Raw genomic sequence first — 20,067 nt, 5'->3', positions numbered from 1 at the left:
GTAAGTACTCGGTAACAAGACTCAGTTTAAATCCCTCACTATATTTAGCCATAAAAACACCCCCGAAAGTTAGTTTTTTACTCTAACTTTCGGGGGTCGGTACCATTCCAGGCTTTTTTGTTTTATAATAATCGGCTTTCATTTTCCTTAAGTTCACTCTCGTAAATTTCTTTTTCATGCAGTAAATCGATGAGTTTATCCTTCGCTTCACGTGATGTGACGATTAAATCATGACCTCGCAGTTTCGTATGTATAATGAGTACATACTGATCATTTACTTCTTTCGCATGACCATAATACTTGTGCTTAACATCAATAGTTTGGAGTTCGTATCTTTTAATAGTCTCCCACTTTATGAATCGAGCGCCGAGCAGGACTCCGTTCTTTGTGATTGCAAATACATTGAGTATATTTCCAATATTAATTAATGGCAACATGATCAGAATATACCCTGTAAAAATCATCGGTTCTGAATGATATACCCAAGTAAAAATAAACATGGCAATAACAAACAACAGAACGGAAACATATCCAATTAGTCCACCTTTTTGCTCTTTTAAGGTTGGTGACTTAATTGGTTTCTGAGGGAACCTCCGGATGGAAGCTTGTTCTTCTCCAGTGAGAGGGAAAATTATATTCTGTTTGAGAGTCAATATCATCTTGCTGAACTGTGATCCATAATACAGAATAATTGCGAGTATAATTAAGGCATACATAACAATCAAAGAATCACCCACTTTTATAGCTTTATCTATCATATCATACGATTTCAATATGCTTAAAGTTTCGTATTGTTATAACTTAATAAGAATATAAAAAAAACATCAAGCAGAGACCGACCTGATGTAAGTAATTACTGTATTGTCATGAAAAATCTGTATTCAATTCCAAATCACACAATAGAACTGCCCTCTATGCACGAAGGAGACATTAAACACTGCAAATCTTACAATAGGATCCTTCTCTATACACGAAACTGACATCAAACACTTCAAAACTTACATTAGAACCCTTCTCTTTACACGAAACAGGCTTCAATCACTGCAAAACTTACAATAGAACCCTTCTCTATGCACGAAACTGACATCAGACACTGCAAAACTTACAATAGAACCCTTCTCTTTACACGAAACAGGCATCAATCACTGCAAAACTTACAATATGAACCTTCTCTATGCACGAAAAGCCATCATTACCTCCACAAAGATACAATAGATCCGTTCTCTATGCACAAAACAGCCACCACCCGCAAATATACAAAAGGAGGCTATCTATAGATAGCCTCCTTACTTATCATCTAAAAAGCTTAAAGCCTCCATGGCTGCATTCTTCCCGTGGGTTACACAATCTGGAATACCAGCACCGTCATATGAACTGCCAACAACCTGTATACCCGGCAATTCTGTGCTAAGCTGATTGCGAACACGATCAACAAGTGCTCGGTGACCAACGTTGTATTGAGGTCTTGCATCCTTCCAACGAGTCACGACAACAAATTCAGGATCTGCCTTTATTGTCATTACTTTTCTCAGTTCTGTTAATACTGCATCTGCCAGCTCTTCATCTGTCTTCTGCATAAATTCTTGCTTATCAGGCAGACCAACATAGACACGAAGCAACACTTTTCCTTCAGGTGTTGTTGTTGGCCACTTTTTGTTTGTCCACGTACAAGCTGTGATTTCGATATCCCCTTCTCGGGCCACCTGAAAGCCTGTGCCATCCAAATCGTTTACAATATCAGAATCATTAAATGCCATGACGACATTCGCCGTAGAAATGGCAGGTATATGATTGAGTTCACTTACAAATTGATAATCGGAAAGCATTGCCGGTACTGCATTATGCTGTGAAGCAATAATAACAGCAGCTGCTTCTAGATTCTCTCCCGAATCCAGTTGAACGGTATACTCAGATCCATTCTTCACAATCTGCTCTACCTTTGTCTCCAGCATCACGCTGCCTTCATCTAATTTTTCATGAAGTCGAGTAACCAAAGTCTCCAAACCATCTTCAAACGAGAAAAATATTCCGGATGTCGTTTTCTTTGAAGGAGGAGCACTTGGCATGCTCTCCTGCAAGCCTTTCATGACACTGCCGTACTTCTGCTCCAAATGATAAAAGTTCGGATAGGTGGCCATAAGACTCATCGCATCAATATCGCCAGAATGAATTCCAGCAAGCATTGGCGCAATCAAGCGATTTACCGCCTCATCACCAAAACGACGGCGCATAAAGGCACCAAGCGACTGATCTTCCGCTGCCTCACCTTTCTCTATCTCCATTTCAGCTAATGCTCGCTTTTTTCCTTCTTCCGTAAAAATATCGGTATCCAAAATCGCCTGCTCTTCTTTAGGCACTCCCATAAATGTACCAGCTGGAATCGGGTGTAATTTGCTATCTACAAAAATATAGGAGCCACCTGTTTGATTGAAAATCATTTCCTCTTCCAATCCGAGCTCTTTCGCAAGTTCAATAATAGCAGGCTTTCTAGAAAGTAATGAATCAGGACCCTGTTCAATCAGAAATCCGTCCCGCTTCAGCGTTTTTATCTTTCCACCAAGACGATCGGTTGCCTCAATCAGTTTGACATTGTACGGTAAGTTTCTGGAATTGATATCCTGCTGTATGTAAAAGGCGGCAGATAAACCTGTTATACCGCCGCCTACAATTATAATATTATGCACGTGCATCACGTTTCTCGTGTTTTAATACAACCTCTGCCAACGTTTCAATGAATAGTGGGTGAACGTTCGGCATTTCTGGTCGATAATATTTTGCTCCCAATTCATCACAAACAACTTTACATTCGTAGTCGTTATCATACAATACTTCCAAATGATCCGCTACGAATCCAACTGGAGCGTAGATAAATGAACGGTAGCCTTTTTCATGGTATAAAATACGTGTCAAATCTTGCACGTCTGGTCCAAGCCAAGGGTCTGGAGTGTTTCCTTCACTTTGCCAACCTACATCGTAATTCGTAATGCCAGTTGCATCGGAAATCAGCTGAGCTGTTTCTTCCAATTGTTGTGGGTATGGATCACCTGCATCCAAAATCTTTTCAGGTAAACTATGAGCAGAAACAATAACAACCGTCTCATCTTGTTCATCAGCAGACATGTTATCATAGATTTCTTTGATGCCGTCCGCCCAGAATTTAATGTAGCCAGGTTCTTTATACCAATCCACTACAGAAGTGAGTGTTATGCCATGTTTTTCAGCTTCTTTTCCAGCACGTTCATTGTAGGATTTGATGCTGAATGTGGAGTAATGTGGTGCTAACACGATCGATACCGCTTCTGTTATACCATCTTTCTCCATTTGTTCTACAGCATCTTCAATGAATGGACTGATATGTTTTAAACCTATATAAACTTTATATTCCACTTCATCTTGTAATTCATTTAATTTATCACATAAACTTTTCGCTTGGTCCTCAGTAATTTTCGCAAGCGGTGAAACTCCGCCGATTGCTTCGTAACGATCCTTTAAATCTTGAAGGGCTTCTGGCTCTGGTTTTCTACCGTGACGAATATGTGTGTAATAAGGCTCAATTTCCTCTTCACTTGTTGGAGTCCCATACGCCATTACTAATAATCCTTTTACTTTCTTTGACATCATTATACACCTCGAGTTGTTAAATTTTCAGTTGAATATTTTAGCGTTTGCTGTATTCGTGGATAAGTGTAGTCAATTTCTTCAACATTTCCGGTTGAATTTCCGGTGTGACTCCATGCCCTAGATTAAAGACATGCTTACCTTGTTTCATACCCTCATCCAAGATACCTTTTGCACGCTTTTCAATGTTTTCCCATTCTGTCAATAAAATAACCGGATCTAGGTTACCTTGCAGAACTTTTGTTACACCCATTTCTCTAGCCTCTGTAATCGAAGTTCTCCAATCCAATCCGATAACGTCCACCGGCAAGTCATTCCATTCCAGGAGCAAGTGGCGAGCACCTATTCCGAATAGAATCAATGGTACATCATGCTTCCGCAATTCGGAAAAGATCCTTGTCATTACCGGTTTAATGAATATACGGTAATCAGGAGCATTTAAAGAGCCTACCCAAGAATCGAAAATTTGAATGGCTTTCGCCCCAGCTTCCACCTGAGCATCCACATAAGTAATAATCATTTCTTCCAATTTATCCATAAGCAGGAACCAAGTCTCTGGTTCACGGTACATTAGCTGTTTCGTTTTATGGTAATTTTTAGATGGGCCACCTTCAATCATGTAGCTCGCTAGCGTAAATGGTGCACCACTGAATCCAATCAACGGAACTTCCAATTGTTCCTCCGTCAATAAACGAATTGTATCAAGTATGTATGGAATATCAGCCTTTGGATTAATCTTCCCAAGCGCCTCTACATCTTGGATGTTTCGGATTGGATTTTCAATAACAGGTCCAATTCCCGCCTTGATGTCGACATCGACTCCCATAGCTGGAAGTGGCGTCATAATATCCTTGTAAAGAATTGCGGCATCCACTCCATAATTCTCAACAGGAAGTCTTGTAACATAAGCACTAAGCTCCGGCTGATGTGTAATTTCAAATAGCGAATACTTCTTTTTAATTTCCCTGTATTCCGGCTGAGAACGTCCTGCCTGACGCATAAACCATGCCGGCGTATAATCCGTTTGTTCTCCACGGTAAGCCTTTAAAATCGTATCATTCATTTTCTTTGTCAATTGTTTCACCCTTTTGTCATAATCACTGTCACTAAACCTTAATATATCGATTTTCTCGACCGCTGTACATGAAAGCGATGGGAATGTCATCAATTTGTCTAAATTGGTCAATCAATTTCTACTGTTTCAGACTTTAGACTCTCCTGTTTTGTAAGAGGATCATAAGCTACGACATAATACTTATTATGCTTAAATAGTGCATGATTAATGATAAATTCATTCTCCCCTTCCACTTCACCGACCCGACGATCAACGCCTTCCCTATCTTCATATACCCGATAAACGACCCGATTATCCTCCAAACGTTCCCAAGTTATTCGGGCTCTGACTATTGATAATCCGCCAAATTCATAATTGGCTTTCACATTCGTAACGGGGGCAATTCGGACCGGCTCCTCCAATTCATTAATATCATTTGGCTTTTCAAAAGAATGTGAAAGAGGTTTGAGACTGTCAATTTTCGACAAAATATCCTCAGTCAACCGCTTCGGATACATGCTTCCACCAGTTAAAAAGTGCTCTTCATCCGACTTATCGTATCCTGTCCAAGTAGCAAATACATAGTCAGGTGTATAACCAACAAACCAAGCATCCTTGGCTTTACCTTCCACAAGCGGATGTTGCGTAGTGCCGGTTTTTCCAGCCATTGCCTTGGAGAAGGTTCCCGCTTCACCAGCTGTTGAATCGGCTGCCTTAGAGAGCATTTCAGTCATCATCCAAGCAACTTGAGGTGTGAATACTTCTCTTTCTTCTGTTTCCTTTTTATAAATTAACTTGTGGTTTTTATCGTAAATCTCTTCAATGGTATAGGCTTTTGCTAACTTCCCATCAGAAGCAAACGTTCGATAACCTTCAATTAAATTAAGAGGAGTAACACCTTCACTAAGACCGCCAAGCGCGATGGCCAGTCCTTCATCGTCAATATGCATGTCCATCTTTTCTAAAAATCCCTTTGCATAATCGATACCAATTTGATTAAACAGCCAAACGGCAGGCACATTTTTCGAAGTGACTAGACTATCATATAGACTGACAACTTTCTGATAGGATTGGTCCACATTTGCAACAAGATAATTTCTGTTCACAGATTGTTCATCAGGGAGCAAGCTATATGGTGTGTAATGATCATCATGCATCAAAGCCGGCCCGTATACAGCAAGCGGCTTAAATGCAGAACCAGGTTGGCGTTTGACGGTAACTCGATTCAAATCGCCCAAACGGTAACTTCTTCCACCAACTGCAGAAACTACCTTCCCGGTTTCCTCTTCCATCATCACAAATGCACCTTCTACACCATCTGTATTTCCGGGGAAATATTCATCTTCTTGGAACTTGTCATAGACGATTCGTTGAACATCATCATCAATACCTACTACAATTCGAAAACCTCCCCTTTTCAGGTAATCAATGGACAAATCTTGTATATCATGAGCTTCTTTAATGACAAGATCAACATAACTATCTGTCCAAGGGGTGGTTTCTTTTTCCATAATTTGTAAACCTAATGTTTTGCCTTGTTCCAATTGCTTTATTTCAGTGGAGATAAATCCAGCATCTGCCATCGATGCAAGTACGAGGTTTCTTCTTTCTATGGCCTTTTCAGGGTGGTTGATCGGTGAATAACCATTAGGTGCTTTAGCAAGACCTGCCAAGAGTGCACCTTCCGCAACTGAAAGGTCTTTCGTACGTTTTGAGAAATAAAAGTTTGCGGCCGTTTCGATCCCATAGACTCCGTGTCCAAAATATATCTCATTCAAGTAAAGCTCAAGGATTTCATCTTTTGAAAATTTTCTTTCCATATAAAGAGCCGCCATCACTTCTTTCGCTTTCCGGGTCCATGTTTTGTCATTATATAAGAATAGATTCTTGGCCAATTGTTGGGTAATTGTACTTGCCCCTTCCACCTTACTCATCGCTATTACGTCTTTGTAAACCGCCCGGATAACCGATTTCATATCAATACCGGCATGTTCATAAAATCGTCGATCCTCAATTGCGATATAGGCATCCTTGACATGACTAGGTATCTCTTCCATTTGGACATATTTCCGGTTCTCTTCATAAAGTTCAGCAATGACTTCCCCCTCAGACGTTTCAATGGTTGTCGTCTCTGCTAGAAGAAAAGCATCATCATTCACAATCTGACTTCCGAGGTAGATAATTAGCGCATAACCAAACAAAGCTAAACCGATAATAGAAGCTAGGATAATCAGAATCCATTTAAGTAGTTTATTTTGTTTGATTAATTCTAGTTGTTTTCCCATTATTCCACCTCTACCTTTGCATTATACGACAACATTCGTCATGCATAAAGTTTGAGGAACTCTGTTCAAATAATTTTCGTATTTACCGAATAAATATTAAATAGCGTACATCCAGATTTTTTCGGGTACAATATGATTAAAGACTATTAGAAAGGGGAATTCGCTTGAAAGCTCATATGACAAAAGGAACAATTGATTTTTTACAGAAACTAGCAGAAAAAAATCCTGACCAGAACATCAAACTGATGCAAAGCAATGAAGGTGGTTTAGCTTACTATGAACATAACCCAAAAAAGCTTTTCCAATCCGGAAGAACCTTTGAAATATTGGAAGAGACCGGCGTTATTCTGCAAAATGGCTATGTAGTGATGAACAATATTCCAGTTGCAGAGGAAAGCCAACCGATTTTTGAAGATCGTTTTAAAAAACGAAAGCAAGCTGTGGAAAATATGCCTGGATTTCAAGCGTTTCGTTTGCTGCGGCCAGAAAAAGGAGAAATCTATGTCGTTTTAACACAATGGGCTACAAAAAAACACTTTGAAGACTGGAAAGCTTCGGATGTATTCAGTGAAGCACATAAAAATGAAGCGGTAAAATCATCCTCTTATTTATTTAAGAATGCCTATGTTGCGGATTATATGATGTACGAAGAGGAAGAAGATCAGGCATAAAACAATGGGTCAATCAAGAAGTCAGCTTCCTGATTGACCCAGCGGCCTGTTTATTTGATTACAAACTCATTGAAGAACTTTTCATAATCTTCTTCAGCGTATTGCCCTTCCAGTCTTGCAACTTCTTTTCCATCTTCATAATGAACTAAAGTTGGGGTAGAACGGATACCAAATGGAGCAGCTTCGTTACCAAATTCCAGTAGATTTAATTTTTTCATGTCCACATCCATCTCTTCCGTCAGTGGCACAAGATAAGGAGTTGTGTTCTGACAATAGACACACTCTGGGCTGTAGAAGTACACGGTAGTAGGTTCGCCGCTTTCCACTCGCTCCACTAAATCATCCGGCAAAATTTGATTTCCGTATAAGGGATCATCCAATTGATCGATGGTCGATTGCTCAAGATCAGTCGTTCCATATGGATTGTCGCCTTCAAGGGCTTTATTGTTTTTATAATTGAGCGCGAAGTAAAGCGCACCGAATAGTACAACAATAACCAAAATAATGATCGTTAATTTCTTTCCCATTCGTTATTTCCTCCTCATTTCTTTCAGCAGAAACAGATGTAAAACAAAGATAACAATAAAAGCAACGCCCGCCATAAATGGAATCGTGATGAATCCAAAATAGTTCACATAGATGGCGTTACAGGGAACTGGTCCACCACATGAACCTCCCATTTCATGAAAGGCAGGAACTTTTTGAAGTAAATAATGATAAGAGGAAACAAACATGCCTATTCCACTTAAAATTAATCCCGCTAGACTCATCTTCACATCTTTTTTCCACATCGCTACACCATATATTACAACGAGCGGATACATCAAGATTCGTTGGTACCAGCATAATTCACACGGAACATACCCCACTACTTCCGAGTAGAATAAGCTTCCTGCAGTTGCTACAAATGCTTGTACCCAGATGATGAGCAAGAGATTTTCTGCTTTTTTCGTTAAGGTTTGCATAGACTAATTCCCTTCTGCATCATTTCCTTTTTCATTATACGAATGAGATTTTAAAAATACAATTTCTTTGCTTTTAAATATGTTGCAAATTCACGACTATTACAGTAATTGATTACGGTGGACATACACAGCAGCTTGTGTCCGATCTTTCACACCAAGTTTTGCAAGGATGTTGCTAACATGCGTTTTTACGGTTTTGATTCCAATAAATAAGTGCTCACTAATTTCCTGATTCGTCATCCCATTACCTATACATAACAGCACTTCCAGTTCCCGTTCCGTCAGTTCTTCATGGGGCTTCTTTTCTGCTTTTCGAAAGTTTGTCAGCATTTTCCCAGCCACTTTCGGTTCAATCACGTTCTCCCCTTCTGCAGCTTTTAAAATAGCTTGAACAATTTCTGTAGCCGATGAAGTTTTCAATATATAACTGAATGCCCCTGCTTCCAATGCAGGAAACACCTGCTCATCATCATAAAAGCTTGTCAAAATGATTACTTTGCAATTTGGAAGCGACTTCACGACTTTCTTCGTCGCTTCAATTCCATTGCCATCCTCCATCATTAAATCCATTAATACGACATCAGGTTTTTCTTTTTCAATAATCGGTATACTTGCGTTCCCACTGCTTGCCTGTCCGACGACTTCTATTCTTGGCTCTGTTTTTAAATAGGCTATAATCCCTTTTCGTACGACTTCATGATCGTCCACTACAACAACTTTCACCATGTAATTTCCCCCTTAGCATGGAATTCTTATATCGATATAAGTGCCTTCCCCTTGTTTCGAACGGACTCGGAACGTACCCCCTAGTTCTTCACTGCGTTCCCGCATCGTTCTAAGCCCGTAAGAAGTTTTCTTTCTGCTGTCTTCTGTCATATCAAAACCTTTTCCATCGTCACGGATATGGACGAATAATTCTTTACGCAAATTTCTGATATTTAAATGAACAACAGTGGCATCTGCATGTCGAAGTATATTTGATAGTGCTTCTTGGATAATACGAAAAACATGCTCTTCTGTTGTTTCCGTCAAAACGAGGTTCTCCTCAACCTCGACTTGAAAATCGATGGTACTGCGAACTTGCAGTTCTTCCACTAGTTTTCTAATTCCTTTATGTAATGGGTCACCTGATAAATGGACCGGACGGAGATGCAACAGTAATGCCCGCATTTCAGTTTGAGCTTGTAACGCCATGCTAGCTACTTCTGTCATCTGTTCCTTTGATACTGCAGGATTCGTCTCCAATTGTTTCACCGCTGCTTCGGACATCATAGTCAACGCAAATAGCTGTTGGCTGACTGCATCATGTAAATCCCTCGCCAATCGTTGGCGTTCTTCAATCACGGCTGATTTATGAGCAGATTTTGCAAGTTCCGCTTTTTCATCTGCCATCCTCTGCAAGGATTTCACTTGGTCCATCAATTTTTTCCCTAATTCATTCAACTCATTGCCTATCCGTGTAACTTCATCTTTCTCCTCAAAATGCACACTCGATTGGTAATTCCCATTTGCAAACTGTGTGATCAGAACAGACAATGAATCCAATCTAGATTTTAAATTCCCGCTTGCTGTAAACCCCGTATAGAGTGCAATTATTAGTCCTATAACAAGATATGCTCCAATAAAAAGGAATATCGATAGGGCAGAAAGCCATTCCGGTTCGACAATGACATAGATGGATAGGAAAACTGCAAGGAGCGATACGGTTGTCATTACCAATCCCGACAGATGGGAATGAATAAAAATATAACGAATGCTCGATAATCTATTTTTCATCCTGTAACCCCCTATACATGATCAACACGAATGCTCCCTGCCTTTAATTTGATAAATAAATCTATTTTACTTACGGCTGCTTCATAACCTTCCGTCTCATATTTATAGGAACGGTTCACTCCTGCCCAGTCATTGCCAAGAATATCAATTTCCCCGGCTTTCACATGAGCTTCGATACGAAACTCCACATTTTCCGGCATGAGAATATGAACATCACCAGCTAATGAACGAATGGAGATTGGCGTCTCCTTCTCTGGAATAAATGCCTTAGTAAAATCAAGGTAAAAATCCCCTGCAAATGTGTTTATATTCATCGGTTCCACTTTCCAATTCGGTTGGCTATAATCTTGGCTCCCAACCGTGAAATTTTGTTTTTTCACATATTGGCTTTTTTTCTCGTCATCATCTTCAAAAGTAAAAACAAAGTTGCCGTTCTGACCTCTTTCAATTCCGATTAATAGAAAACCAAAGTAAATAATAAGCAATGGCCAAAGTTTGAAGATATCCTTAAAATAAAAAGTGAGCACTTCAAAGCGATCCAGTATTAACAAACCGCCGAAAACAATAAAGAATAAACCTAAAAACCAATGTGTTCCCCATTTACGTAGATAATCGTATAACCATTTGATCCCAATAGCTAAAATCAAAACAGGATATAGATGATGCCAAATTGTTCCAAATCCAAAATCAACAAAGCCGAAATTAGCTAGAACGAGCATAACTCCTACCCCGATTAAAAACACCGCTATAAAGTAACGAATGAGATTGCTCATCCAGATCACCATCCTTCTATACACGCAAGAAAACAGGCTCCCTTGTCTATTTATATTTTATATGTTGTCTAACTGTACGTGAACCATCTACAGCACGCTCTCATCTCAGCCTTTAGACGGATATCTTTTCTTTATTATAAATTCGTACAGATAGATAGAGCCGATTAATAAAAGGAACCCAAAGAAAAAACCTGCAAGCACGTCTGTTAAGTAATGTACGTTGATAATGTATCTGCTGATTCCAATCAGGAAAATCAGTATGGTAAATGAAATTTGCACAGTGAGGATAGCCCGTTTGGATTTCAATTTCTTTGTAATAAAGTACGCTAGCAGTCCGTAACAAAAAATGGACACCATCGCATGCCCAGATGGGAAGCTGTATCCTTCTGCATTTAGGCTGACGGAAATGCTTGGACGCTCCCTTTCAACTAAATGTTTAATAAAAACATTAACTTTATGGGTAAGGTACGTACCACCACCGAAAAATAGTGCCGGTAGCCAGTGCCGAAACCAAATGAATAACAAGATGGTGACGACGACTACAAAGGGATATAAAAAGAAACTTGAACCGAGATTTGTTATTAATGAAAAAGGTTCATAAAAATAAGAGTTTACAAGCCACGGAACCAGTGGGATTGTTCCTTTATCCACATAGGGAAGATTACCTTGCAGCAGCTGAAAGATCCAAATGCCCATTACCACAAATACGATAATGGAAAGACTGATAAGAATTCTCTTTTGTTGTTTCATCATCAACCTCCAACTGAGAAATAAACATGATTTCATTATACTAAATAATTTGATATTTCTTAGTGTAAAAAAGCATTCCGCATAACTGACAGAATGCTTTTAAACTAATTTCTTTTTTACATAGCCGTTGATAAATAAATAGGTAAAACCAATCCCTGCAACTAGCGCGAGAAGGAAACCTGTATACTCTTGTAAAAATATAAACAATAAAGCAAACAAGATGGTTTGGACAATACTTAGCTGATAAATGATTTTCACTAAAGCACGTTTTCTATCCATTTTTTCCAACGGATAGATATCGAGCCACATAATTGTACGATGATGCTGGTATAGGGCCATCATTTGAAAACTGCTTAAATAGAGAAACAAAACAACAAATATCAGTTTTACCCATACATTCGGAATAAGAAAGATGAACAATCCGCCAATGATAATTAAACGAGTGTACATCCCAACGTAGTCTCCACTTCGGACAAATGTTACGCGGAACAAATAATCAAAAGAAAAACGTTTTTCAAAAGGAATATTCCGAGTTACAAGTGAAACGAGCCATTGACGCTTTTTCACACGATTTTTAATATGGGGTACGTCACTAAACATATTGGCGACACGATAAAATGCCTGCATACTATTTTGATCTTTTTCCAATAACAAGTCCCATACAATTGCCCCTTGCTTCTTGGATAATGCATAATCATAAAGAAACAATGCAGCAAATAATACTGTTACTATACCAGCTGCAACCATATTCCCTGCTACAACAAAATAAAACACAAGAATATTCATCACCGTTCTTACGATTAACTCCAATCTGCGATGATTACTATCCCGCACTTTATACATCCACCAATTAGCAAGTAGATTAGCGATCTTATAGATGAGTAAAACGAGAATGGTCAATAAATAGAGCTTCCCTTCCCGTGCCGGGAAACTTGTTGTATATAACGGCCCTAAAGCGGCGGAAACAAGAAATAGAACATAAAGTTGAGTAACGAAACTATAGATGATCGAATTTCGAAAATATGGCTTCATCTTCATTTCAGCAGGAAGCAGAAATACTAAGTCCGGCTCTTGCAGTAACGTCCGGACTGGACTATAGGTTACAACCAAACCAAAGGCAATTCCGATAATAATCGCTGTAGGGAAGTTTTCGGGCAGCTGGGCTAACCAGGCTTGATAGTAATAAGCGACTGCTGCGATAAAGAAGAAAAGCACAATAGCAATATGCCCATTGAAAATATATCTCGTATACCGTCCCAACTCTTTTATATGAGAAGAAAGACGTTTTTTATAAAAGGCACGCGCATCAAACATGGCTATCTTCCTTTGTTAACTGTAAATATAAATCATCCAATGTCGCATCAGGCATCTCAAAGCTTTTTTGCAGATCATTTAAGGTGCCATAAGCGCGGATTTCACCCTCATGTAAAATAATAAATCGGTCACAATAGCGTTCCGCCGTTGCAAGAATGTGCGTGGACATCAAAACTCCAGAACCCTTCTGCTTCATATCATCCATGAGTTGTAGATAAGATGAAATACCAAGCGGATCAAGCCCAACAAAAGGCTCGTCTACAATATATAGTGGTGGTTCAATTAAGAAAGCACACATAATCATTACCTTTTGCCGCATCCCTTTAGAAAAGTGTACGGGAAACCAGTTCAACTTTTTCTCCATGCGGAACTCTTTTAGTAAAGGGGGAAGCCTTTTTTCGAATACATCTTCAGGTAAACCATATGTCATTGCCGTAAGTTTCAAGTGTTCATGTAAAGTCAATTCATCGTACAGGATAGGCATTTCAGGAATGTAAGCTATTTTGTTACGATAGCCAGTCGGATCTTCTTGAAATGTCTTGCCATTTACTACAATTTTTCCTTTTTTCGGCTGCATCAGCCCAATGATATGTTTAATTGCTGTACTTTTTCCTGCACCGTTCAATCCAATCAGTCCTACAATTTCACCTGGATACACGTCAAAGGAAATACCATGTAAAACGTTTTTATGCGTATATCCACCATGTAGTTCATCGATATGCAACAAAGATTCCACAAAGCCTACCTCCTTCATACTTCTTTTTATTTTACCACAGTTTAACTGGCCATAATACTTCAAGCTCTGGTTGAAAGACCTGATGTATGGTCGAAAATTCTATTTTCGCCGATCTCCGTATTACCAAATTATACCTGTAACCTAAATTAATTATATGTATAAACATCTCGGTTCTGAACAAAATATAATCGAAGGCGGCAAAGTGCAATCAGAAATTTGATGACAAACACAAATGAGGTGTTGAGGATGCCAGGTTCGGTGTTGAGCTCAAATTATTAATTTGATGTCTGACACAAGAAGAGGTGTTTATAATGCCCGGAAAGTGTTAAGTTCAAATAAAACTGCTTGCAGAAACAGCTTGTTTCTCTCATTCTTTCTTGAGCATTAATCCCGTTAATTCTCGAGAAAGAATCTCTGTAAACGAGACATTTTCACTCCAGGTTTCGTTTACCTTCCCCACTAGTAAGCTGCTGCACGTCGCATTTTGTTGCCTTCTTAAAGCAGGCTGGTTCTCCCCCTTGGACCAGTCCTGTTTCTGTGTTTAGATCTATTCATGTACATACACCTCTTTGGTTAAAACAACCATTCAATTCCGACATCTGCTATCTCTTCTCCCCCACTCTATTTTTTGAATTTTCATGACCCAAAGAGTACAATGAGAGTACCATTACATACAAGGAGTGAAGTTAGAATGAGTCATGAGGATTGTATTTTCTGTAAAATTATCGCGGGAGAAATTCCTTCCGCCAAGGTTTATGAAGATGACCATGTGTATGCATTCCTGGACATCAGCCAAGTAACAAAAGGGCATACACTAGTAATTCCAAAAACACATACGAAAAACATTTATGAAACACCACCAGAGGTTGCCAAAGAATTGTTCGAGCGTGTTCCAAAAATAGCGAATGCAATTAAAGAAGCATATCAACCAAAAGGAATGAACTTGCTTAATAATAATGAAGCTGCTGCTGAGCAATCCGTATTCCATTTACATCTTCACCTGATTCCACGCTATGGTGAAGGAGATGGATACAAACTTGGATGGACAACTCATAATGAAGACTATTCAGGTGAAGACTTACAGCAAATCGCCAGTGATATCAGTAGTAAAATAACTGAATAATACTTTATGTACAGCTTCACCTTGGACAAGAAGGTGAAGCTGTTTAATTTATCAAACATTTCTAAAAACTTTTTTAATTATATCTACACATTTTTATGATGTTCTGTTATAATGGGACTAATATTTCGCAGCTGACAATGAGTGTACAGTTGGAGATAAATTAGATGAGAAGAGAATAGGAGAGATTAGAATGAAAGTTAGAGTTCTAATTATTTTATCGTTACTTGTTGGAATTGGTGCGGTGTTGCATGCAATTGTACCTCCAATATTTTTTGGAGTAAAACCAGATATGCTGTTGTCGATGATGTTTTTGGGAATCTTCTTATTTCCAAAACCGAAATACGTTCTATTGCTGTCTTTAGCAACTGGGATCATGTCGGCATTAACAACAGGTGCTCCTGGTGGCCAAATTGCCAATATGATCGATAAACCGATAACTGCATTTATCATCCTTGGAATTTTCCTTGCAGTAAAGAATCGCTTAAACGGAAATGTTACTGCACCTATATTAGCTGGAGTTGGAACTTTAATCAGTGGCTCTATTTTCCTTGCAGTCATTTCGATTATTGCAGGAATTCCAGAAGGCGGATTAGTTTCTTTATTCCTGCTTGTTGTCCTACCGGCAATGGCTGTAAACGCAGTGATCATGTTAATCGTTTATCCAATTGTACAAGGAATCTTCAAAAGAACAAATCCCGTATCAATTTCATAATGTACACCTTAAAAACCTCTGACACAGCTCAGAGGATTTTTTTTGAGCTATTAAAATAAAAACTTCACTTGAACTTAACTAGTAAGCGACTTTCCTTTTCGGTTCATTCGTATCCAATTTTATGCTTTATATTTAGCACCTGGTCTTAAATCTGTTATAATAGAATTATGATATACTCTTCCCAGTCATGTTTTGGATTTCTGGGAATGGTGAAATAGAGCAGTAAATGAAGAAGGGAGCAAATCCGTATGTCAAGTAAATCATTATTTCTTGGACTCCTTGTTGGAGGCGCAATTGGCGCATCTGCGGCACTGTTAAGTACACCAGAGTCGGGTCGTGATGTCAGAAACCGAATTAAAGATCAGCTTGTGGAAATGAAAAATCTGATTAATAATTTAAAAGATCAGCTTCGGGAAACTTCAAAAGAAGGTGTGGTTATCGTCAAGGAGCTGACAGAAGAGATGAAAAAATCTGTAGAAGAATGGAAAGAAACAGTTGAACCTCATCAAGAAGGTATATATCAGTATCTGGAACAGATTGAAGCTAGCTTGAGAGACCTTGAAAATAAAGTGAAAACTATTTAGGTATATAGTTCATAAAAACACTCCTAGCTGCATCTAGGAGTGTTTTTATGTCTCATTTTTGAGAATCTTGATATACTCATCCATCAACTCGGGAAAATAATTCTCTGCCCTTAGCGCAAGTATCGTTTCTGTCGGATTAAGCTTTTCATTTAAGCAACCAGCAAACTCAATCAAAAGTGAACTGAAGTCAAGCAATCCTTCTTCTTTTTGTTCTTCATATGTAGCTTGCTGCCGCTCGAGAAGATCAAAAAGTTCTCTATATTCATCCTCACTGATATGATGCTCAATAATTAATTTAATAAAAGGGTATTGATCCATGTCAATGATTCTGGATAATAATTGTATTTGAAAAGAAGTTATTTTATGTCTATCTTCCTTCAACACGAAATCCCCCTCCGCAACCAGCATCATAATAAAATAATACATCTAGTATGTAAATAATACCATATATTACATGCGCTTAGAAGTAAGAAAGTTTACAAAATTTAGATTGAAGAGTGTCATAATTCAATTTAAACTGTTCAGGAAGTCCAATTTTTGATAGAGTAAAGAATATAGATTTGGAAAGAGATTCAGGGGGTTTTTGTTTTGATAATTATTTTCTATGGTGTATTTGCATTTATTGTATTATCAATATTTAATACAATGACACATAGTTTCTGTCAAAGGATGGAATTAAATGAAATGCGAACGAAGAAAGTTTATAAAGTGATTAACATGATTATGGTAACGATGTTGGTTTGCTCTTATCTCCGTATATTAAATGTGGCAGTTTAAAGGTATTTTTATGTTATTCTTGGATTTCCTATTTATTTCATCTTAAAGTATGATATATTTAACATTATGAAAAAAATGTAAAAGACCATATGGTTAGGAGTGTTGATGAGATGAAGAAATTAGCTACCTTAGCAATTGCTACAGCAAGTGCTCTTACACTGGCTGCGTGCAGCTCAGGTGATTCTGAGACTGTTGTGGAAACGAGCGCAGGTAATATCACAAAAGAAGAGTTCTACGAGGAATTAAAAGATCGTTACGGTGAAGAAGTTTTATCAGAGCTAGTTACCGTAAAGGTTTTAGAGGATAAATATGAAGTGACGGATGATATGGTACAAGCTGAAATTGATAAAGCAAAAGAACAATTCGGCGAAAACTTTGATATGGTTCTAATGCAAAGTGGATTTGAATCAGAAGAAGACTATGCAGATGTACTTTATATCAGCCTTTTACAGGAACAAGCATTATCCGAAGATATTGAAATAACTGAGGAAGAAATTAAAGAACATTATGAGCGTACTAAATATGAAATCGATGCTCAGCATATCCTTGTTGAAGACGAAGAAACAGCGCTTGAAGTAAAAGAAAAACTTGATGACGGTGAAGACTTTGGTGAGTTGGCTGCCGAGTACTCCATGGATGGAACAGCGCAAGATGAAGGTAACTTAGGATACTTCTCCACTGGCCAAATGGTACCTGAGTTTGAAGAAGCAGCATACAACATGGAAGTCGGCGAAATCAGTGACCCGGTACAAACAACATACGGTTACCATATCATTAAAGTAAATGATATTCGTGAATTGGAAGATGTGGAAGAGTTTGAAGATGTAAAAGACGATATCCGCAGAGAACTACAAATCTCCAAAATGGATATGTCTCAAGCAGCTAGTAAAATTGACAGCATCATCCAAGAAGCTGATGTAGATGTAAAAATCAAAGAATTCGAAGACCTCTTCACTCCAGCCGAACAAGAAGAACAAACTGGAGAAGAGGGATCTGGTGAAGAAACCGGTGACGAAGATTCTGAAGAAAAGGATGAAGAAGCAAAAGGTTAATTTATGATGAAAGAGTCCTGCATAACGAATTTGGCTCTTATACATTAATCTTCTGTGTAGAAAGTTGCACAGCGCCTTTCAAACCTTATAAAAGCTGCCCCCACTGGAGGCAGCTTTTATTTTTGTATAAGGCATATCGTTATGTTATGACCCTTGACGGTCTCTATTTGCCTTCTTTTCCTTTTCCTCTCTAATCCGATCGATATATATTTGGCCTTCCCTTTCGATAAACTGCTCGTCTAATTTTCTTTCTGCATGCATTGCTCGAAATGCCATATATCCACTAAAGAAGATAAGCAAAATTACAATAAATACCCATAAAGGAACGCCACCAATCATCATTCCTTATCCCTCCTTGTCCAAGTTCTTCCTGTTTAACTATATGAACTGGAAGAGTTAAACATTCCTCATAACATTTAAATGAATCTATAAAAGCTGGAACAACGATGAACCTACTTAGAGCTATGGAAAACATGCCATTCTACCATGAGTAGTCATCTAGTCAGCAAAACCTCTACTATATTGCCATATTTATCAGCTGTCAGCCCAATAAAAAAGCCCTCTCATCCGAGAGGACTAGACATCTATTTTACCGCTTCTGTATTTTCATATCTACTATCCAGATAGTCTACAATATGGATAATAAATCCCTCCATTGTCTGAGGCCTGACACTTGCCCCCCACTCCGGCAATCCGTGATGACATAAAATGCAATGAGAGATAAGATGAATTTCTTCAAGTGGAAGAGCAATTCCTTCCTGCTCTACGATTTTAGTCAGGATGAGGGCTCCATATGGAATATGCCCGACCATCATACCTAATTCATCCATTGTTATACCAGTTTTCTTCCTTCCCTGCAAACTTGTTTGGATAGCAGTTGGATATAGAAAGTCAAAACCGGTGTATCCTTTACCAGCAAAGTCGTATTCTAAAATTTTACCGATATCGTGTAATAGAATACTTGTCAAAAGAGCATCATAGTTTACTTGTTCTTCTTTATGCTCCATCATACCGGTTAACATCTGGTAGAGATGATCAATTGTATCCTTCCAAACAAGCTTCTCACCTTTGCCATCATTTTTGAGGTGTGACCACAACTCTTTTTTATAGGCTTTTTCTACAATTTGAATCAGCTTCATTACCGCTTGAAAAGGATCCGCTTCTTGTTTTAATACGAATCTAGCAATGCGCATCAGTCCAATAGTATGCTTTAATAACCCGCCCAAATAATTATGGTGGAATCCTTTCGCTGCTGGACTGATGGAAAACTCATTCCAAAATCGATTCATCAAAGCAATGGATAGCTCATGATACGGTGTTGATAATTCATTGAGATAGGTGAAAAGCTCCACCGTAAAATCTTCCATATTTTGTTTCGTATATGGTAAAAACGAAAATGGATTAATTTCTTCTTCACAAGGTTCCAGTCTGTAGATCGTGATTGATTTAAACCCACGGAATTCATCAACGACCCCTTCAATATCAAATATAGAGTAGTTTTCCAACAAAGGTAAGTGTCGTTCTACAGCGCCTTGGTTGTCCCACATTTTCGCCTGTATCGTACCGGCATTATTACTGAACGTCATTTTTAAAAATTGATTATTCGTTTTTGTCGTCTGCACATTCATGTCATTCAGCAGCACCCGAATGGAAACCGTAGCTCCTTTTTCTTGTTGTTCGAGACTGAAATTTTGATCTTCATCAGGCAATACAGGAACTGGGAAATCCCGTAAAATCTGCTCCCTTTCCGTAGGGGTCGCCTCCACCTCAATTGGGATTAAGCCATAAAAATAATGCTGTTTCTCCGACATATCAATCACTCCAAAACTCACTGTCTATTATTTTATTCTATTTTACCATTCGCTTTTACCACACGA

General features: G+C 38.5%; 22 protein-coding genes. 6 read left to right on the top strand and 16 right to left on the bottom strand.

All coding sequences use genetic code 11. The features are described from left to right. Positions 1 to 122: 122 nt before the first annotated feature. From ACFSBH_RS10680 to ACFSBH_RS10660, 5 genes are all read right to left on the bottom strand, one after another. Entirely contained in the window at positions 123 to 758 is a 636-nt protein-coding gene (locus ACFSBH_RS10680; protein WP_379597443.1) for a DUF5673 domain-containing protein, read from the bottom strand. Between the two features lie 528 nt (positions 759 to 1,286). Beyond that, the gene (hemY, locus tag ACFSBH_RS10675; protein WP_379597441.1) at positions 1,287 to 2,690 is read right to left on the bottom strand and encodes a protoporphyrinogen oxidase; all 1,404 of its coding nucleotides are present in this window, start codon (positions 2,688 to 2,690) and stop codon (positions 1,287 to 1,289) included. Then, a complete protein-coding gene (gene hemH, locus ACFSBH_RS10670; RefSeq protein WP_379597439.1) occupies positions 2,677 to 3,618 on the bottom strand; it encodes a ferrochelatase in 942 nt (313 codons plus the stop codon). Before hemH ends, hemY begins: the two co-directional genes overlap by 14 nt. Before the next feature lie 40 nt (positions 3,619 to 3,658). Next, entirely contained in the window at positions 3,659 to 4,693 is a 1,035-nt protein-coding gene (gene hemE / locus ACFSBH_RS10665; protein ID WP_379597437.1) for a uroporphyrinogen decarboxylase, read from the bottom strand. Positions 4,694 to 4,800: 107 nt separating this feature from the next. After that, the gene (locus tag ACFSBH_RS10660) at positions 4,801 to 6,957 is read right to left on the bottom strand and encodes a transglycosylase domain-containing protein (RefSeq protein ID WP_251512039.1); all 2,157 of its coding nucleotides are present in this window, start codon (positions 6,955 to 6,957) and stop codon (positions 4,801 to 4,803) included. A 164-nt stretch (positions 6,958 to 7,121) separates the two neighbouring features. Here ACFSBH_RS10660 and ACFSBH_RS10655 point away from each other — a divergent pair, with 164 nt between their 5' ends. Beyond that, the gene (locus ACFSBH_RS10655; protein ID WP_251512040.1) at positions 7,122 to 7,628 is read left to right on the top strand and encodes an antibiotic biosynthesis monooxygenase family protein; all 507 of its coding nucleotides are present in this window, start codon (positions 7,122 to 7,124) and stop codon (positions 7,626 to 7,628) included. A 50-nt stretch (positions 7,629 to 7,678) separates the two neighbouring features. On the opposite strand, the gene ACFSBH_RS10650 is transcribed toward ACFSBH_RS10655, so the two are convergent. The 8 genes from ACFSBH_RS10650 to ACFSBH_RS10615 form a co-directional block, all read right to left on the bottom strand. Beyond that, positions 7,679 to 8,155, bottom strand: a complete 477-nt coding sequence (locus tag ACFSBH_RS10650; RefSeq protein ID WP_251512041.1) for a thioredoxin family protein — start codon at positions 8,153 to 8,155, stop codon at positions 7,679 to 7,681. A gap of 3 nt (positions 8,156 to 8,158) precedes the next feature. Then, positions 8,159 to 8,593, bottom strand: coding sequence for a disulfide oxidoreductase (locus tag ACFSBH_RS10645; protein WP_251512042.1), 435 nt, complete (start codon positions 8,591 to 8,593; stop codon positions 8,159 to 8,161). Positions 8,594 to 8,692: 99 nt separating this feature from the next. Further along, the gene (locus tag ACFSBH_RS10640; RefSeq protein ID WP_251512043.1) at positions 8,693 to 9,319 is read right to left on the bottom strand and encodes a response regulator; all 627 of its coding nucleotides are present in this window, start codon (positions 9,317 to 9,319) and stop codon (positions 8,693 to 8,695) included. Between the two features lie 12 nt (positions 9,320 to 9,331). Continuing rightward, positions 9,332 to 10,369, bottom strand: coding sequence for a sensor histidine kinase (locus tag ACFSBH_RS10635; RefSeq protein ID WP_251512044.1), 1,038 nt, complete (start codon positions 10,367 to 10,369; stop codon positions 9,332 to 9,334). Between the two features lie 11 nt (positions 10,370 to 10,380). Continuing rightward, complete coding sequence (gene liaF / locus ACFSBH_RS10630) at positions 10,381 to 11,142, bottom strand: cell wall-active antibiotics response protein LiaF (protein WP_251512045.1); 762 nt, start codon at positions 11,140 to 11,142, stop codon at positions 10,381 to 10,383. Positions 11,143 to 11,247: 105 nt separating this feature from the next. Continuing rightward, positions 11,248 to 11,892, bottom strand: coding sequence for a phosphatase PAP2 family protein (locus tag ACFSBH_RS10625; protein WP_379597432.1), 645 nt, complete (start codon positions 11,890 to 11,892; stop codon positions 11,248 to 11,250). A 99-nt stretch (positions 11,893 to 11,991) separates the two neighbouring features. After that, positions 11,992 to 13,206, bottom strand: coding sequence for an ABC transporter permease (locus ACFSBH_RS10620; RefSeq protein ID WP_379597430.1), 1,215 nt, complete (start codon positions 13,204 to 13,206; stop codon positions 11,992 to 11,994). Next, positions 13,199 to 13,942 carry an ABC transporter ATP-binding protein gene (locus ACFSBH_RS10615; RefSeq protein WP_251512048.1) on the bottom strand — a complete coding sequence of 248 codons (744 nt, stop codon included), beginning with the start codon at positions 13,940 to 13,942 and terminating at the stop codon, positions 13,199 to 13,201. Before ACFSBH_RS10615 ends, ACFSBH_RS10620 begins: the two co-directional genes overlap by 8 nt. Before the next feature lie 691 nt (positions 13,943 to 14,633). Here ACFSBH_RS10615 and ACFSBH_RS10610 point away from each other — a divergent pair. The 3 genes from ACFSBH_RS10610 (at position 14,634) to ACFSBH_RS10600 (ending at position 16,361) form a co-directional block, all read left to right on the top strand. Further along, complete coding sequence (locus ACFSBH_RS10610) at positions 14,634 to 15,065, top strand: HIT family protein (RefSeq protein WP_251512049.1); 432 nt, start codon at positions 14,634 to 14,636, stop codon at positions 15,063 to 15,065. 190 nt (positions 15,066 to 15,255) lie between these two features. Next, positions 15,256 to 15,777, top strand: a complete 522-nt coding sequence (locus ACFSBH_RS10605) for a tryptophan transporter (RefSeq protein WP_251512050.1) — start codon at positions 15,256 to 15,258, stop codon at positions 15,775 to 15,777. A 248-nt stretch (positions 15,778 to 16,025) separates the two neighbouring features. Further along, positions 16,026 to 16,361: a YtxH domain-containing protein gene (locus tag ACFSBH_RS10600; RefSeq protein WP_251512051.1), complete on the top strand. Its 336-nt coding sequence runs from the start codon at positions 16,026 to 16,028 to the stop codon at positions 16,359 to 16,361. Positions 16,362 to 16,406: 45 nt separating this feature from the next. Here the strand turns inward: ACFSBH_RS10600 and ACFSBH_RS10595 are convergent, their stop codons facing one another. After that, entirely contained in the window at positions 16,407 to 16,745 is a 339-nt protein-coding gene (locus tag ACFSBH_RS10595) for a DUF1878 family protein (RefSeq protein ID WP_379597426.1), read from the bottom strand. 204 nt (positions 16,746 to 16,949) lie between these two features. Here ACFSBH_RS10595 and ACFSBH_RS10590 point away from each other — a divergent pair, with 204 nt between their 5' ends. Further along, complete coding sequence (locus tag ACFSBH_RS10590; protein ID WP_251512053.1) at positions 16,950 to 17,138, top strand: hypothetical protein; 189 nt, start codon at positions 16,950 to 16,952, stop codon at positions 17,136 to 17,138. Between the two features lie 110 nt (positions 17,139 to 17,248). Then, the gene (locus ACFSBH_RS10585) at positions 17,249 to 18,190 is read left to right on the top strand and encodes a peptidylprolyl isomerase (protein ID WP_251512054.1); all 942 of its coding nucleotides are present in this window, start codon (positions 17,249 to 17,251) and stop codon (positions 18,188 to 18,190) included. Between the two features lie 144 nt (positions 18,191 to 18,334). Here the strand turns inward: ACFSBH_RS10585 and ACFSBH_RS10580 are convergent, their stop codons facing one another. Then, positions 18,335 to 18,529: a sporulation YhaL family protein gene (locus tag ACFSBH_RS10580; protein ID WP_251512252.1), complete on the bottom strand. Its 195-nt coding sequence runs from the start codon at positions 18,527 to 18,529 to the stop codon at positions 18,335 to 18,337. A 245-nt stretch (positions 18,530 to 18,774) separates the two neighbouring features. Beyond that, positions 18,775 to 20,001 (bottom strand): HD domain-containing protein, encoded by a 1,227-nt coding sequence (locus ACFSBH_RS10575; protein ID WP_379597423.1) that lies wholly within the window; start codon positions 19,999 to 20,001, stop codon positions 18,775 to 18,777. Positions 20,002 to 20,067: the final 66 nt, after the last annotated feature.

The sequence above is a fragment of the Oceanobacillus luteolus genome, from assembly GCF_042678205.1.
Taxonomy (GTDB): Bacteria; Bacillota; Bacilli; order Bacillales; family Amphibacillaceae; genus Oceanobacillus; species Oceanobacillus luteolus.
This window is presented reverse-complemented; position numbering and strand designations above follow the sequence as displayed.